The organism is Pseudomonas sp. IT-347P, from assembly GCF_949768005.1.
Taxonomy (GTDB): Bacteria; Pseudomonadota; Gammaproteobacteria; order Pseudomonadales; family Pseudomonadaceae; genus Aquipseudomonas.
In genome coordinates, this window is record NZ_CATKPQ010000022.1 from 393,257 (window position 1) to 409,978 (window position 16,722).

Below are 16,722 nucleotides of genomic sequence, written 5' to 3' on the forward strand. Positions count from 1 at the left end.
CACAATCAAATGATATTGAACAAAGTCTCGGATCTTATCGGTAATACACCGATGCTCGGTATTGATGTTCCGGATACCGACGCCCGTTTGTTACTGAAAATTGAAAAGAACAATCCCGGCGGCAGTATCAAAGACCGTATGGCACGCAACATGGTGCTGGCCGCGCTCAAGTCCGGACGCCTGAAACCCGGTGGCGTCGTCGTCGAATCGTCGTCGGGCAACACCGGCATTGGCCTGGCCATGGCGGCGGTCGAGTTCGGTCTGCATTTCATCGCGGTGGTCGATCATCACGCCGCGCAAGACAAGATCGCCGTGATGAAAGCCCTTGGGGCCGACATTCGCTTCGTCAAAGGCACCTATCGCGAAGATGAAGTGGCAGTGGTCGAGCGCCAACAGATGGCCGCCGAACTGGCCAGCCAGATTCCCGGCGCCGTGTTCATGAACCAGTCCGACAACGCCGCCAATGCCGGTGGCTACAGTGACTTCGTCCGCGAAACCATTGTGCAGACGGCCGGTACTGTCGGCGCCTATGTCGGATGCGTCGGCACCGGCGGCTCGATGACCGGCATCGCCCGCGGTCTGAAAGTGCACAACCCGGACACCGTCACCGTCGCGGTGGAACCCGCCGGCTCGATTGTCTTCGGCCATCCCGGCTATCCGTACTACCAATCCGGCACGGGTACGCCGGCCGGCGACACCGTGGGTCTGGTGCTCGACTACAGCTGCATCGATCTGGGCGTACAAGTCACCGACTCGCAAGCGTTCGAAACCGCCCGCTACATCGCCCGTAACTTTGCCTTGCTGGTGGGAGGCTCGACCGGCGGTGCGATTTTCAAGGCGCTGGAGCTGATTCACAAAGGCGTGTTGAGCGGCAATGTCGTAGTACCGATTGCCGATGGCGGTGAGAAGTACCTGCACACCGTGTTCGACGATCAATGGCTGCAAGAGCGCGACCTGATCGATGCAAGCATCGCCCCGCAACTGGACGCCTGGCTGGGCAAGGCCCAATGGCTCGACTCCGTTTCCGCGCCGCTGCAACTGAGCGTCGCATGACTCCCCCTTCACACAGGAACGCCTCTCGATGAATCTGTTGAAAGTCGCCATCTGTGGTGGCGGCAGGACCGGCCATCTCAACGCCATCCTGTTCAAGCAACTGCCCAATGTTCAGGTTTCGCTGCACACCCACAATCAGGAGGTCATCGAACATCACCTGCGCGACACGCCGATGCAGGCGCTGCTGCCCGACGGCTCGACCCTGAGCGCTCGACTGGACCGGGTCACCCGTGATGCCAAAGCCGCAGTGGAAGATGCCGACATCGTCATCATCACCGTGCCGGCCCACGCCCGTCCGCAAATCCTGAAAGACATCGCGCCGCATCTCAATGCCAGTAAACCGGTGTTCATCGGCGCCATTCCAGGTTTCTGCGGGTTTGACTGGCTGGCCGAAGCCACCCTGCCCGACCGCCCGAATGTGGTGATCTGGGGCATGAAGGATGTGCCGCATACGGCGTTTGATCTGACCCCGGGACGCTCGATCAAAATGGGCGGTGGCAAGCGTCAATTGTATGTAGCGACCCACGCCAGAGAGCCGCAGACCGCACGCCGACAGTTGGAAAAAATACTCACCAGGCTGTATGGCCCGTGCGTGACGATGCTCGACCACTACCTGGAAATCACCCTGACCCCGGGCAATCCGATCATGCACAGTTCGGTGATCTACGGCCTGATCGGTCCCTACGGCCAGTGGCATCGCAAGCTCTTTCCACAACGCATGTGCTGGTGGACCGAGTGCCCTGAACTGGGCGCGTACTTCCTCGAACGCATGGATCAGGAAAGCCAGCAATTGTGCGCCGTGATCAGTCAACGCCTGGGCATCGACCTGTCTTCGGTCAAATCACTGAAACAGGAGATCGTCGAAGCCTACGGCGAGCAGATCCGCGATCAGCGCAGCATGCTCTCGATCCTGCGCACCAATCAGGCTTACAACGACATCCTTGCACCGATGGTGCCGGCCGCCGACAACCGCGCCGGTTATGTGATCGAGCGCGAGAGCCGCGCCTTTAACGAAGACGTCGCCTACGGCCTGGTGTTGCTGGTGGAAATGGCCAGACGCTTCGACCTCAAGGTGCCTTACATCGAAGAAGTCCTGCACTGGAGCGTGGCCTACATGGGAGGCCTGCGTGATTCGGCGCTCGACTATTTCCCGCGCCAATGGCCGCACACGTCAAGCGCCGCCGCTTGATCTTTCTATTCAATTTTCGACGAGCAGACCGCTGATATGGATGACTTCAAGACACTGATCGCCTACTCCCGCAAAAACGCCATGCGCCGTCTGGTGCGCTGTCTGTTTGCGGAAAACATTCTCGACCGTTCGGCCCTGAGCTTCGCCGTCGAGGGTCACCAGGCCACTTATCCGCTCAAGGGCGGTCGCGCCCACCTGGCGTTCTCCGACATCGCCAGGGGCCCGGCCGACACCGTGGTCAACGACGGCGACGTGGTGCTGGTGACCGACGAAGGCGTGCGCCAGGTGATCAGCAGCCACCAGGACATGCTGGATGTGCTGCGCGACAGCTTCGATTTCGCCCCCACTGACGAAGGCGTTGCCGGGCTCAAGGCCGATATGGAAAACAGCCTGACCAACGACGCCCACGCCCGTCAGCATCGCCAGCAATGGAATGCCCGACTGGCGCAGGCCACCAGAGAGGCCGGGCTCGACAGCTTCACCGACTACCTGCGCCAGCACGCCAGCACCAAGGACGCCGCCATTCTTCTCGACCAGTGGGGATCACTGGAAGGCCATCCGTATTACCCGACCTGGAAAGCACGCCCGGGCCTGACCGATGAAGAGGTCGAACAATTGTCGCCGGAGTTCAATGCACAAGTGCCGCTGCGCATCGCTGCCTTGCGCGCCGACCACGCGAAAAGCGAAAGCATGCCGCAGGTGATCGATTACCGCGCCTGGTTCGCGGAGAACTTCCCGGCGCAGTGGGAGCAATGGAAAGCCGCGCTGAACAGCAAGGGCCTGGACGAAAACCAATGGTTCCCCTTGCCGATCCACGGCTGGCATCTGCAGGCCTACGTGTTGAAAACCTTCGCGGCGGAAATCGCTGACGGCATTCTGATCACCGACGGTCCTGATCTTCCAACCCTGCCGACCATGTCGTATCGCACGATGATGCCGGTGCTTGACGCCAGCGCACCGCTGATCAAGCTGCCGATCGCGGTGTGGATGACCAGCGAACTGCGCAGCCTGCAAGCCAAGTCGATTCACATGGGGCCGCGCATCAGCACGGTCATCAGCCAGATTCTTGAGGCGGAAAACGGCTTCGATCAGCGCCTGGAAATCTTTGCGGAAGAAATCGGCGTGCGTTACAAGAACGCGGTCACCCAGGATGATCATCCGGGCCGTCATTTGTCCGTGGTCTATCGCAGCAGTGCGCCAGCGTTTGAGCGCAAGGATGATTGCCTGCCGATTACCGTGGCAACATTGTTCACCCGCTTGCCGGGCAGCGGTCGTCCGCTGTTCACCGACCTGATCGAGCGTGACGGCGTGCGCGCCACTGCCGTGCAGGTCGAGCGCTGGTTCCGCGAATACGCCAAAGTGGTCACTCACCCGGTGGTGGCGATCTACTTGATGTACGGCATCGGCCTCGAAGCCCACCAGCAAAACACCATGGTGCTGTTTTCCCCTGACGGCAAAGCACGTAGTCTGCTGATCCGCGATTTCGGCGATGGGCGTACTTACGCGCCGCTGCTGGAGGGTCGTGGTTACAGCCTGCAACCGCATGTGCAGCCGGGTATTCTGCCGACGGTGTTCTCGGGCGATATCGAGCCGGTGCGCATGTTTGTACTCGACGCTGCGTTCCTCACGCACCTGCATGAAATCGCCCTGTGGCTGACCAGGGAATACGCTTTCAACGATACCCGGCTATGGCAGGTTCTGCGCGAGGAAACCGACCTCGCCTTCGCGGCTGTGCGCGATTGTGTCGCGCCAGACCTGTGGGAAGTCGAGCATAAGGCGTTCGTCGAAGATCCATGGCCGACGCGCTCGCTGTTGCGCATGCATTTGATGCAGTACAGCAACTATCGTTTGCAACACACGCTGACCAATCCGCTCGCTAGCGTTTAACCGAGGCTGACTCATGTCCCATGCAGGTGCCATCCAGGGTTCGAGAGTAAGAATCCTGATTTATCTTCTATTTGCGATCCAGTTGGTATCGATGGGCGCGATGGAAATGAGCGGGCCGTTCTGGCCTGTCCACCTGCGTGGGCTGACGACTTCCGAGTCGCTGTTCAGCTTCGCCAGCATCGCCGTGTACGTCGGGCCGATGCTGGGCATTATTCTGACCAGCGCCTTCTGGGGCCGTATCGGCGATCGCTACGGCCACAAACTGATGATGATCCGCGCCCTGGCCGGCCTGTCATTGACCCAGCTCGGGTTGGCCCTGTTTACAGACATCTGGGTCATTCTGATCCTGCGTTTTCTGCAAGGCGCGTTTGCCGGCTATATCGCCCCGGCACAGGCGTATGGCGTCAGCATTGAAGCACCATCGCGACGGGCGCGGCTGTTTGCCATTCTGCAAATATCGACCAATGTCGGCTCGCTGCTGGGTGCGGTGGTCGGCGGGTTGATTCTCGATTATGCGACGTTCTTCTGGATCAACATCATCGCCTCGGCGTTGTGCGCGGTGTGTACCGTGATCGCCGCCGTGACCCTGCCGGACGTGCCGCCGGTGAAAAAAGCCGTGGTCGCCGACAAGACTGCGCCGACGCCTTCAGGCAGCCTCTGGCAAGGTTCGCCGTTGCTATCGCTGCTTGGTGTGATGGGGATTCTGCTGCTGGCGCGGATGCTGCCGCAGACCTCGTTCTCGCTGTACGTCAGCTCAGTGTTCGACGTCAGCAATTCGGTGGTCGGTCTGTGCTACGGCCTGCTGGCGCTGGGGTTTATTTTGTCGGCGACCGCGTGGTCGCGCTATTTCGAACATCGGGGTCAGCAGGACACCCTGCAGCGCATGACCTACGTGGTGATCGGCTGCATCGTCCTTACCGCTGTGGCGGGCATCACTCACAACCCGGTGGTGTTCGTGATCGCCTACTTCATTTGGGGCGTACTGCTGGGGGCAACGACTCCGGTGCTGATGGCGCTGATCTCGAAAACCGCGGACAGCTCGCAGCAAGGCCATGTGCTGGGGATTGCCCAGGGTACTGCGCAGTTCGCTTCGATTGCGGGGATTTCGGCCGGCGGTCTGCTCAGTCAGGTCTATGGTTTGCAGTACACCTATCTGTTCGTCTGTCTGGCCTACGTCGTCGCGCTGATTCCGATCATCTCCCTGCGCTACTGGCCTGCAGCGATGCAACCAAGTCCCGCCCCACCGGGGGACTGATCAAGGAGTCCGGCTTTTGAATATTGAACAACTGCGCGCCGACACACCCGCCGTCGCGCAACTGATCCACTTCAACAACGCCGGCGCTGCGCTGATGCCTGCACCGGTGATCGACGCCATGACCCGCCATATTCAACTCGAAGCGAGCCTTGGCGGCTATGAGGCCGCCGGTCGGCAATCGGCCGAAGTGGAAAACGTTTATGGCGCCATCGGCCACTTGATCAACGCCCGGCCAGATGAAATCGCGGTGATCGAGAATGCGACTCGCGCCTGGGACATGGCGTTCTATTCGTTGCCGTTGCAATCGGGCGATGTGCTGTTGACGTCGACCACCGAGTACGCCGGCAACTACATTCCCTATCTGCAATTGAAGCAGCGCCGGGGCATCGAGATTCGGCTCATCCCCAACGATGAGCATGGTCAGATTTCACTGTCGGCATTAAAGGACATGCTCGACGATGATCGGGTCGCGCTGATCTCGCTGCCGGTCATTGCCACCAACGGCGGCCCGGTACAGCCCATCGAACAGATTGGCGCCCTCGCCCGCGCGGCCGGCGTGCTGTTTCTGCTCGACGCCTGCCAGGGTGTCGGGCAGATGCCGATCGACGTGCAGAAAATCGGCTGTCACCTGCTCGCCGCCACCAGCCGCAAATACCTGCGCGGCCCGCGCGGGATGGGATTCCTGTATGTCGAGCGATCTTTGTGCCAGACCCTCGAGCCGGCGTTTCTCGACTTGCATGCCGCGTCTTTGCAGAGCGCCGACGCCTTTGCCATCCGCGCCGATGCCCGACGCTTCGAAAACTGGGAATGCAACGTCGCCGCCAAACTGGGCTTCGGCGCAGCGGTGGAATATGCGCTGGCGCAAGGCATCGAACCGATGTGGCGACGGATTCAGCACCTGGCCGATTACCTGCGACAACGATTGGCCGACATTCCCGGCGTCACGCCACAGGATCTGGGGCGACAGAAATCCGGCATCGTCACGTTCACTCATCAACACCACAGCGCCGCGCAGATTCAACAGTGGCTGGCCGGCCAGGAAAAACCCATCAACGTCAGCACCTCGACGTTCCGTTCGACCCTGCTCGACATGCAATCCAGGAACTTGCAGGAGGTCAGTCGCGCCTCGGTACACGCCTACAATACCGAAGCGGAAATCGACACGATGATGGCTGCCTTGCGCGGTTTGCCACGCATCTGAAGCGCACGCCAATCGGCGCTTGCGTCGCACAGGGTTTGTAAACTAGCATTGGGAATACTTCTCAATTGCATGAAAATCTGCAGCCATGAGCGAAACCCTTCCCGCGAATCATGCCAATCATCTGCGCGCGATCGAAGCCCTGTACAGCGGCCACCATGGCTGGCTGTATGCGACGCTGAGAAAAAAACTGGGGAACGCCATGGATGCGGCGGATCTTGCGCAGGACACCTTCACCCGCATCCTCGCATCGCAAGTCACCGTCATTGAACAGCCGCGTGCCTATCTGAGCTGCGTGGCCAAAGGCATTCTGGTCAATTGGTATCAGCGCAAAGCGCTGGAGCGCGCCTACCTGGATGCCCTCGCCCATGTACCCGCACCGGAAGTGCCTTCGCCGGAATTGCGTTTCATGGTGCTGGAAACCCTGCACGAAATCGATGCGATGCTCGACGCCCTGCCGCCACTGGTCAAACGCGCCTTCTTGCTGTCGCAGATCAGTGGCCTTAAATACGACGACATCGCCGCGCAGTTGGGCGTCTCGTTGATCACCGTCAAACGCTACATGAAGCAGGCCTTCGTGCAGTGTCTGTTGCTGGTGGAATGAATGCTCAATCGCCGGCAGGAGCCGAGCCCCGATCACCAGTCCCTGGAAGAAGCCGCCGACTGGTTGATCCGCATGAGCGAAGGCGAACTCAGCGACAGTGAACGCGGCGAATGGGAATGCTGGAAAGCCAGCACCCCCGAGCGCGCACGCGCCTGGGGCCGCGCGCAGTTATTGCAAACCAAGCTCGGCGGCCTGCCACCGTCGCTGGCGATGTCGGCACTCGATCGCCCGAGCAGCCCGGAGCGGCGCGCGGCACTGGGCAAACTGGCGATGATGCTGGCAATCCTGCCGGCCGGCTGGGGCAGCTGGAAGCTGGCAGAGTCCCGGCAATGGTCGGCCGACTACCGCACGGCCATCGGCCAGCAACGCGAACTGACCCTGGCCGACGGCTCGACAATCACTCTGAACACCGACACCGCCATCGACGTGCGGTTCGACGCCAATCAACGTCTCATCCACCTGCGCGAAGGGGAAATCCTGGTTCAGACCGCAGTGGACATTGCGCCGCTGGCCCGACCGTTCATGGTCAGCACCCGACAGGGCCGCATGCAGGCGCTCGGCACGCGCTTCACCGTGCGCGAACGTCAGCCGCGCACGCACCTCGCGGTGCTGCAAGGCGCGGTAAAAGTCGAACTGGCGGACAATCGCCAGAGCGCTGCGCTGATCGTAAACGCCGGTCAACGCACGGACTTCTCCTCCGACACCTTTGGCCAGCTCAGCGCTGCCGAGCGCTATACCGGCGCCTGGACCCAAGGCATGCTGATGGCCGACAAGATGCGCCTGGCCGACTTCGTCGACGAACTCACGCGCTATCGCCGCGGTTTCATACGCCTTGATCCGGCCATCGCCGATCTGCGCATTTCCGGCGCCTACCCGATCAGCGACAGCCAGCGTGCCTTGAACATGCTGGCGCAAACCTACCCGATTCTCGTCAGCGGCCACCTCAATGGCTACTGGGTCATGCTCTCCCCGGCCTGAGGAAAAAATAATCACCCCGGGGTGATACTTTTTCCGGTCTCGGCTGGCTAATGGGGAGAAGCATCTTTCCGTCCTGTTCATAGGCTCATTCATCCATGCTCGCTGCACGCCTCCTGCGCCCGGATCGTCAGTTCAAACCAGCTGTTCGCAGTGCGTTGCTAAGCCTTGTCCTGATCGGTGCCGTTTGCCCGTCTGCCCTGGCCGTGGTGCCTGTGCAGCTGGACACGGTGGCGGTGCGTGCCTACAACATTCCTGCCGGACCACTGGGTGCGAGGCTGTCGAGTTTTGCCGTGGAGGCGGGCATTGCCCTGTCGTTCGAGCCGTCGCTGACCGAGGGCCTGAACAGTCCGGCGCTGAACGGCAGATACTCGAGCCAGCAGGCGGTCAATCGCTTGCTGGCCGGCAGTGGTCTCGACATGGTGTTGCGCAGCGATGGCAGCTACACCCTGGCGCAGCGCCGGATAACGCTGGATGAAACCGCAATCATCGGCACCGACAAACGCACCGATGCCTTGCCACAGGTGTATGCCGGTGGTCAGGTCGCCAACGGCGGACGCCTGGGCATGCTTGGCAATACCGATGTGATGGACGCGCCATTCAGTGTCAGCACTTACACCTCGACACTGATCAAGGACCAACAGGCGGTTACCGTCGGCGATGTACTGGAACGTGATTCATCGGTGCGCGCTACCGGCCAGACCGGTGGGATTGTCGATTCATTTTTCATCCGCGGCTTCCCCGTTGGCGAAGGCAATCTCGGTGAGCTGGCCTTCGATGGCGTGTACGGTGTCGCCCCCAATTATCGGGTGTTTACCGAGTACGCGGAGCGCATCGAACTGGTCAAGGGCCCCGGCGCCCTGCTCTATGGCATGTCCCCGAACAGCGCGGTCGGCGGTGTGATCAATGTGGTGCCCAAACGCGCCCTTGAAGAAGACTTGACTCGTTTCACCGCCAGTTACGCCATGGATTCACAGCTCGGTGGACACCTCGACGTCAGTCGACGCTTCGGCGACGAACGCCGCTTCGGTGTGCGCCTCAACGGCAGCACACAACTGGGTGATACCGCGATTGACGATCAATCGCGGCAGGTCGATATCGGCGCGATCTCCCTCGACTATCAAGGCGAACGCCTGCGCACGACCTTCGACTGGCTCAGCCAGAAAGAAAGCTTCGACGCCGCTTCACGGCCGTTTCTCATTGCTCCGGGGGTGGACATTCCTTCCGCCGCCAACGGCCGTACCAGCGTCAGTCAGGATTGGGGCTGGTCACAGACCCGTGACAAGTCCGCACTGCTCAGCGGCGAGTACGACCTCAGCGATGCCTTGACCCTGTTCGCACATGCCGGAGGTGGCAAGTCGGATGTCGCGCGGATGTCCGACCAGACGCCGACCCTCATCAACGCGTCCGGTGATACCTCCTCCATCCCCGGCTATTACAAATTCGAAGTAGAGCGTTACACCGTCGACACCGGTGCGCGGCTGCGCTTCGAGACCGGCCCGATCACGCATCGCACCACCGTGCAGGTCAGCCGTTATCGCGATGTGTTGTCGCGCGGGATCATCTCCGGCGCGCCGATCCTGTCCAACATTTACCACCCGGTGGATCGTCCCGAGCCTTACATTCCCAAGCCGGACACACCGAAAGTCGCCGAAAGCGAACTGACCGGCATCGCCGTGGCCGACACGTTGTCGGTGCTTGATGAGCGAGTGCAACTGACCCTCGGTGTGCGCAGGCAGAACATCCAGTCCGACAATTACAACGCCACTGGCGGGGTGACCACTGCCTACGATGATGGCCGGACCACGCCACTGTTCGGTGCAGTGATCAAACCCTGGGATCACGTTTCGTTCTACTACAACTACCTTGAAGGCCTGAGCAAGGGCGACATCGCCCCCTCCACCGCGTCCAACGCCGGCGAGATTTTCGCCCCTTACGTTTCGCGTCAACACGAACTCGGCGTCAAGGCCGACTACGGCACATTTACCTCCACCCTCGCCCTGTTTCAAATCACCAAACCCAGCGGCGAACTGACTTCCGGGGTGTTTTCGGTACAGGGCGAACAGCGCAACCGCGGGCTGGAGCTGAACGTGTTCGGCGAAGTCACGCCGGGCACTCGCCTGCTCGGCGGCGTAACCTTGCTCAATGCCGAACTGACCCAATCCGCGGTCGCCGCCAATCGGGGCAACAAACCGGTCGGCGTGCCCGAAGTCCAGGCCAACCTCTGGGCCGAATGGGACGCCCCCCGGGTCGAAGGCCTGACGCTGACCGGGGGAGCGATCCACACCGGCAGCCAGTACGTGAATCAGGCCAACACGCAAAAACTCGACGACTGGACCCGCTTTGATGTCGGCGCACGCTACACCACCCGCATCGATGAGCGACCGACCACGTTTCGCGCCACCGTGCAGAACGTGTTCGATCACGAGTACTGGTCGGGCGTCGCCTCCTACGGCGCGTTCTCCCAAGGCTCACCGCGCACCCTATTACTGTCGGCGACTGTCGATTTCTGAAACGCTCAGCCGGCGGGTGGCGTGTGCTGCCGGCCGAGCTGACCCTTGCAAAAGGCTTTGACCATGGTGATTGTTGATCGACGCAGCCTCGCGTTGGCTGGGCTGTTACTGGCAGGACTGCTGAGCCTGTTTGCGCTGGCGCCGCGCATGGCTTTCGCCAGCGAGACGGATGCGCCGCGCACCGAAGTCACCGATCTGCTCGGGCGCAAGGTCAAGGTGCACCTACCGGTCAGGCGGGTCATCCTCGGCGAGGGCCGGCAGTTGTACCTGGTCGCCGCGCTGGACACTCAAAACCCGATCGAGCGCATCGTCGGCTGGCGCAAGGACCTGATCCAGTCGGACCCGGACACTTACAACGCTTACCTGCGCAAGTTTCCCGACATCGCCAAAATCCCTACCTTCGGAGGCTTTGAAGATGGCACCTTTGATATCGAGCAGGCGATCTCGCAGCGTCCGGACGTGATCATCCTCAACATCGAGGCGCAGCATGCCACCGAAGATGCGCGCTACATCGAAAAACTCGACGCCCTCGGCATCCCGGTGGTGTATGTCGATTTTCGCAACAATCCGATGCAGAACACCGAGCCGACCATGCGCCTGTTCGGCCAGTTGTTCGGCAAGGAACAACGCGCCGAAGCGTTCATTGATTTTCGCAACCAGCAAATCCACCGCGTCACCGATGTCATCGAGAAACACCATCCACCGCGTCCGAGCGTGTTCATCGAGCGCATCGGTGGCTACACCGACGATTGCTGCCTGAGTTTCGGCAACGAAAACTTTGGCCTGTTTGTCGATATGGCCGGTGGCAACAACATTGCCCGGCGGATCATTCCAACCACGTTCGGCCAGTTGAACCCCGAGCAGGTCATCGTCGCCAATCCAGCGCACGTGGTCGTCACCACGGCCAATTGGGAAGCCTTCGCGCCGGGTGGCCATTGGGTCGGTGTCGGCCCCGGTGCGGACATGGCTCAGGCGCGAAAAAAACTCGCGTGGTACACCCAACGGCCGGCCTACGCCGGAATCAAGGCTCAGGAAAACCAGGCGTTCCACGCGATCTGGCATCAGTTCTACAACAGCCCTTATCAGTTCGTGGCCATTCAGCAATTGGCGAAATGGTTTCACCCGGAGCTGTTTGCCGACCTCGATCCGGACGCCTCTTTTCGCCAGTTGCATGAACGTTTTCTGCCCGTGCCGTATGAGTCAGGCTACTTCGTCAGCCTGCGTAACCCGGAGGTCAAACCATGAGCTCCCTGACCGACACTGTGGTCGTACAGCGCGAAACCTATCGCCGCCTGGTATTGCGTAAACGCCTGATCCTTGCCGCACTGATCGTTCTGTTGCTGTGCAGTGTGCTCCTCGATCTGGCCTTGGGCCCGGCGAGTTACAGCTTCAGCGAAGTGCTTGGCGCGCTGTTTTCACCGGACAGCGCGTCACCGCAAGTGCGCGTGGTGATGTGGGACATTCGCCTGCCAGTGGCATTGATGGCGGTGGCCGTCGGCGCGGCCTTGTCGCTGGCGGGCGCGCAGATGCAGACGATCCTCAACAACCCGCTGGCCAGTCCATTCACGCTGGGAATCTCCGCTGCCGCCAGTTTCGGCGCGGCGCTGGGCCTGGCCTTCGGTGTTGCGCTGTTTCCGCTGGCGGCGCAATTCATGGTGCCGCTCAACGCCTTCATCATGGCCATGCTCTCGGCGCTGCTGATTCACTTTCTGAGCATGCGTCGCGGCGTCACTGCGGAAACCATCGTCCTGCTCGGCATCGCGCTGGTGTTCACCTTCAATGCGCTGTTGGCGCTGGTGCAGTTCTTCGCGACCGAGCAAGCGGTTGCGGCCGTGGTGTTCTGGACCATGGGCAGCCTGACCAAAGCCACCTGGCCAAAACTCGGGGTGATTTGTGTGGTGATCCTGATCACCCTGCCGATTTTCGCCAAGCGCGCCTGGGCCTTGACCGCCCTGCGCCTGGGCGATGACAAGGCGGCCAGTTTCGGCATCAATGTGCGCAGCCTGCGTTTTCAGACACTGATCATGGTCAGCCTGCTCGCCTCGTTTCCCGTGGCCTTCGTCGGCACCATCGGGTTCATCGGCCTGGTCGGCCCGCACATCGCGCGCATGCTGATCGGTGAAGACCAGCGCTTCTTTCTGCCGGCTTCGCTGCTCACCGGCTCGTTAATTCTCTCGGCCAGTTCGGTGGTCAGCAAAACCCTGATTCCCGGGGCGATTTTCCCCATCGGCGTGGTCACGTCATTGATTGGCGTGCCGTTCTTTATTTCATTGATTCTCGGCGGGAAGAAAAACTCATGGTGACGCTGCAACTGGAGAATCTGGGGGCCCGCTATGGTCAGCGCGAGATCATTCGAGGCGTCTCGACGGCAACGTTTTCTGGCGGTCAGGTGGTTGCCGTGGTGGGGCCGAACGCGGCCGGTAAATCGACCCTGTTCAAGCGCATGGCCGGATTGATCGACGGCCCCGGCCGAGTGATTCTGCAGGCGTCGAAAAAAGGCCTGACCGGCATCAGTTACATGCCACAGGGCTTGAACGCCAGTGCGCGACTGACGGTGTACGAATCCGTGTTGCTGGCGCGCAAGCAACTGACGCCGGGTTGGGTCGTCCACGAAGATGAGCTGAAACTGGTCGACGAGATTCTCGCCGCGCTGGGCATCACGGCGCTATCGTTCCGCAACCTCGGCGAGCTCAGCGGCGGTCAGCAACAGCTGGTGTCCATCGCCCAGACGCTGGTGCGCGAGCCGGAAATCCTGTTGATGGACGAACCGACCAGTGCCCTCGACATGCATCGGCAGGTCCAGGTGCTGAACTTCATGCGCCGCCTGGCGCGCCAGCGCGAAGTGATTGTGTTCATCGCCATCCATGACCTGAATCAGGCGTTGCGTTTCGCCGATCAGGTGCTGGTGATTGCCGAGGGCACCAGTCAGGGCAGCGGCCCGAGCAATGAAGTGATCACCGAACAGATGCTGCGCAACGTCTACAAGGTCGAAGCGCGCATCGAGCAGTGCAGCAAAGGGCTGTCGCATATCCTGATCGACGATATCGTCTGATGCCCGCGCCTCTGTAAGATGCGGAATCAAGGGTCGACTTGCGCCATCAGCTCCGCCACGGGTTCCGGGCGTTTCGCGTAGCGTTGGGCGAGCACCGCACAGACCATCAACTGGATCTGATGGAACAGCATCAGCGGCAGAATCAACACACCAATCGTGCTGCCGGCAAACAACACCTGCGCCATCGGCACACCGGTGGCCAGGCTCTTTTTCGAGCCGCAGAACAGAATGGTGATGCGGTCTTCCTGGCTGAAACCGAAGGCCTTGCCCAGCAATGTCGACGCCAGCAGCACCAGCGCCAGCAAGATGCAGCAGACCACCACCAGACCCAACAGATCAACGAGCGGAATCTGATGCCAGATGCCTTCGTTGACCGCCTCGCTGAACGCGCCGTAGACAACCAACAGAATCGAGCCCTGATCGACGAACTTCAGCCAGTTCTTGTTGCGCCCCACCCACGCACCAATCCACCGCCGGGCGATCTGCCCGGCAATGAATGGCAGCAGCAATTGCACGCTGATTTTCAGGATCGCATCCAGCGTTGAACCGCCATCACCATGGACGTCTAGCAGCAGCGTCACCAACAACGGCGTGAGGAAAATCCCGAACAGGCTCGATGCCGCCGCGCTGCAGATTGCCGCCGGGATATTGCCCCGGGCCAGCGATGTGAAAGCGATGGCCGATTGCACCGTGGCCGGCAGTGCGCACAGGTAAAGCATGCCCATGTACAGCTTGTCGCCGATCAGCGGAGACAGCAGCGGCTTGAGCGCCAGGCCGAGAATCGGGAACAGCACAAAGGTCAGGCCGAACACCAGCAAATGCAGGCGCCAATGACCCGCGCCGGCAATGATCGATTCGCGGGACAGTTTGGCGCCATGCAGGAAAAACAGCAGGGCGATGGCGATGTTGGTCAGCCAGCCGAAGCCGACGGCGACCTGGCCGCTGGCCGGCAAAAAACTGGCCAGCAGCACAACGCCGATCAGCGTCAGGGTGAAGTTGTCGGGCAGAAAACGGGGGCGAGTCATGGTCGGTTCATCCGGGGGTTGCCAGTGCGTGCCGACGACTCTAACGTGGCTGCGAATTACCGACTAACGCCGAAGGGCCACAAGATGCCGCCTAAAGGACATGAAAAAAGCGTGCGCCGCAGCATTCCCGGGCTGCCCGGCCTGCCGCGTCCACTGTACGGGCGCACCGAATCGCTGCCCAATCGCGCCCTGACCCGGCGCCACAGCCACCCATGGGTGCAGTTGTCCTACGCGATTCAGGGCGTGCTGGAAATCCAGACCAGCGCCGGCCGCTTCGTCGCCCCGCCAGAGCGCGCCGTGTGGATCCCGGCGGGCGTGCCGCATCGGGTGTTCAGCTCGCCGCACACGGAAATGCGCAGCCTTTACATCGATTGCAGCGTCGCCGGGTGGGCGCTCAAGCGCTGTCATGTGCTCGGCGTCAGCGATCTGCTCAGGGAGCTGATTCGCGCGTTCAGCGAAGTCCCGGTGGAATACGACCAGAGCGGCCCACACGGACGTCTCGCCCAAGTGATCCTTGATCAACTGGCTGAGGCGCCGCAGATCGATCTGATGCTGCCGTTGCCGCAAGACGCCCGCTTGAAGCAGATCTATCAGAGCCTTGAACAACACCCGGAGCAACAGACCACGCTAAGCCACTGGAGCGAAAAGTTCGGCGTCACTGAAAAGACGCTCACCCGCCTGTTCCTGCGCGACACCGGGCTGACCTTCCGCGCCTGGCGCCAGCGCTTGCGCCTGCTCGGCGCGCTGACGCCGCTGGAAAAAGGTGAGCGCGTCACCGATGTCGCGCTAGCCTGTGGTTACGACTCGACATCGGCGTTTATCGCGGCGTTCCGTCAACAGTTTGGGGAGACGCCAGGGGAGTTTTTTCGTTGATCAGCGATCCGCCAGCTCTTCCAGCAAATCCGCTGACGGCACGAAATACAGACTGCCAGTCACTGCAGTACTGAAATCCAGCAACTTGTCGTAGTTGCCCGGTGGCTTGCCGACAAACATGTTTTCCAGCATCTGCTCCATCGGCTCGGGCGAGCGCGCGTAACCGATAAAGAACGTGCCGAACTCCCCTGCCCCGGGACGGCCAAACGGCATGTTGTCACGAAGGATTTTCACTTCCTCGCCGGCCGCATTGGTGATGGTGGTCAGCGCGCTGTGCGAGTTGCTCGGTTTGACCGCGTCATCCAGTTCGATGTCGGACAGCTTGGTACGACCGATGACGCGCTCCTGTGCTTCAACGCTCAAGCCGTTCCACGCGGTCATATTGTGCAGGTACTTCTGCACCAGCACGTAGCTGCCGCCGCTGAAATCCGGATCTTCGTCACCGACGATGGTGAAGTTGACCGCTTTGCGCCCGACCGGGTTTTCCGTGCCGTCGACGAAACCGATGATGCTGCGCATATCGAAATAGCGGAAACCCTGTACTTCGTCGACCACCGTCACCGCATCGCCGAGGGCCGCCATGATTTGCGTGGCCAGTTCAAAACACAAATCCATTTGATCGGCGCGAATGTGCAGCAGGAGATCGCCCGGCGTTGCCGGCGCGTGCCGCCCTTCCCCGCCAAATTCACGAAAACCGTGCAGCGACGCCGGGCGCGGAGTGCCAAACAGGCGATCCCAGGCGTTTGAGGAAAAGCCGCAGATGCACGTCAGATTGCCCGTCGGCACGCGCTTGCCAACCGAACGCACCAGCCCGGCGACATCACCGCACCAGTCTTTGACGGTTTGCGCAGCATCAGGCCCGGCATTCAGCGTCGCGACGATGAATATCGCGCTGCTGGTGATCGGACTGCACACCGCTTGAGGTTCGAGAATGTCGGTATTCATCGCTGGAAATGTTGCTCCGTAAAAAGTGCCCGAGCTGTAACCGAGGGCAGATAGTTCGTTTTTAACGAACTGTTGCACAGAAATAAACGATTTTTCTTTGCCGCAAACCCGTCGCTAGCATGGCCTCGTCTGAACCCAATCCAAGAATAGACA

At 61.0% G+C, this 16,722-nt stretch carries 14 protein-coding genes; 12 read left to right on the forward strand and 2 right to left on the reverse strand.

Annotated features, from left to right (window positions below; genetic code table 11):
* Positions 1 to 9: 9 nt before the first annotated feature.
* The 11 genes from ACM6IV_RS10455 (at position 10) to ACM6IV_RS10505 (ending at position 13,726) form a co-directional block, all read left to right on the forward strand.
* Entirely contained in the window at positions 10 to 1,053 is a 1,044-nt protein-coding gene (locus ACM6IV_RS10455; RefSeq protein ID WP_414869892.1) for a PLP-dependent cysteine synthase family protein, read from the forward strand.
* A 28-nt stretch (positions 1,054 to 1,081) separates the two neighbouring features.
* A complete protein-coding gene (locus ACM6IV_RS10460) occupies positions 1,082 to 2,242 on the forward strand; it encodes an NAD/NADP octopine/nopaline dehydrogenase family protein (RefSeq protein WP_414869893.1) in 1,161 nt (386 codons plus the stop codon).
* Between the two features lie 36 nt (positions 2,243 to 2,278).
* Positions 2,279 to 4,129, forward strand: coding sequence for an IucA/IucC family protein (locus ACM6IV_RS10465; RefSeq protein WP_414869894.1), 1,851 nt, complete (start codon positions 2,279 to 2,281; stop codon positions 4,127 to 4,129).
* 13 nt (positions 4,130 to 4,142) lie between these two features.
* Positions 4,143 to 5,384 carry an MFS transporter gene (locus ACM6IV_RS10470; RefSeq protein WP_414869895.1) on the forward strand — a complete coding sequence of 414 codons (1,242 nt, stop codon included), beginning with the start codon at positions 4,143 to 4,145 and terminating at the stop codon, positions 5,382 to 5,384.
* Between the two features lie 16 nt (positions 5,385 to 5,400).
* Entirely contained in the window at positions 5,401 to 6,585 is a 1,185-nt protein-coding gene (locus ACM6IV_RS10475) for an aminotransferase class V-fold PLP-dependent enzyme (RefSeq protein ID WP_414869896.1), read from the forward strand.
* Positions 6,586 to 6,670: 85 nt separating this feature from the next.
* Positions 6,671 to 7,186 carry a sigma-70 family RNA polymerase sigma factor gene (locus tag ACM6IV_RS10480; RefSeq protein WP_414869897.1) on the forward strand — a complete coding sequence of 172 codons (516 nt, stop codon included), beginning with the start codon at positions 6,671 to 6,673 and terminating at the stop codon, positions 7,184 to 7,186.
* Positions 7,187 to 8,164, forward strand: a complete 978-nt coding sequence (locus tag ACM6IV_RS10485) for a FecR domain-containing protein (protein WP_414869898.1) — start codon at positions 7,187 to 7,189, stop codon at positions 8,162 to 8,164.
* 95 nt (positions 8,165 to 8,259) lie between these two features.
* The gene (locus ACM6IV_RS10490; protein ID WP_414869899.1) at positions 8,260 to 10,674 is read left to right on the forward strand and encodes a TonB-dependent siderophore receptor; all 2,415 of its coding nucleotides are present in this window, start codon (positions 8,260 to 8,262) and stop codon (positions 10,672 to 10,674) included.
* Positions 10,675 to 10,737: 63 nt separating this feature from the next.
* The gene (locus ACM6IV_RS10495) at positions 10,738 to 11,919 is read left to right on the forward strand and encodes an ABC transporter substrate-binding protein (protein WP_414870254.1); all 1,182 of its coding nucleotides are present in this window, start codon (positions 10,738 to 10,740) and stop codon (positions 11,917 to 11,919) included.
* Complete coding sequence (locus ACM6IV_RS10500) at positions 11,916 to 12,977, forward strand: FecCD family ABC transporter permease (protein ID WP_414869900.1); 1,062 nt, start codon at positions 11,916 to 11,918, stop codon at positions 12,975 to 12,977. Before ACM6IV_RS10495 ends, ACM6IV_RS10500 begins: the two co-directional genes overlap by 4 nt.
* Entirely contained in the window at positions 12,971 to 13,726 is a 756-nt protein-coding gene (locus ACM6IV_RS10505; protein ID WP_414869901.1) for an ABC transporter ATP-binding protein, read from the forward strand. The genes ACM6IV_RS10500 and ACM6IV_RS10505 overlap by 7 nt, the downstream gene beginning before the upstream one ends.
* 26 nt (positions 13,727 to 13,752) lie before the next feature.
* On the opposite strand, the gene ACM6IV_RS10510 is transcribed toward ACM6IV_RS10505, so the two are convergent.
* On the reverse strand, positions 13,753 to 14,751 hold the full coding sequence (locus ACM6IV_RS10510; RefSeq protein WP_414869902.1) for a bile acid:sodium symporter family protein: 999 nt from the start codon (positions 14,749 to 14,751) through the stop codon (positions 13,753 to 13,755).
* A gap of 84 nt (positions 14,752 to 14,835) precedes the next feature.
* On the opposite strand from ACM6IV_RS10510, the gene ACM6IV_RS10515 reads away from it, so the two are divergent.
* Positions 14,836 to 15,624: an AraC family transcriptional regulator gene (locus ACM6IV_RS10515; protein ID WP_414869903.1), complete on the forward strand. Its 789-nt coding sequence runs from the start codon at positions 14,836 to 14,838 to the stop codon at positions 15,622 to 15,624.
* Here ACM6IV_RS10515 and ACM6IV_RS10520 read toward each other — a convergent pair whose 3' ends face one another.
* The gene (locus tag ACM6IV_RS10520; RefSeq protein ID WP_414869904.1) at positions 15,625 to 16,569 is read right to left on the reverse strand and encodes a Dyp-type peroxidase; all 945 of its coding nucleotides are present in this window, start codon (positions 16,567 to 16,569) and stop codon (positions 15,625 to 15,627) included. It abuts the gene before it with no gap.
* Between the last annotated feature and the right edge of the window lie 153 nt (positions 16,570 to 16,722).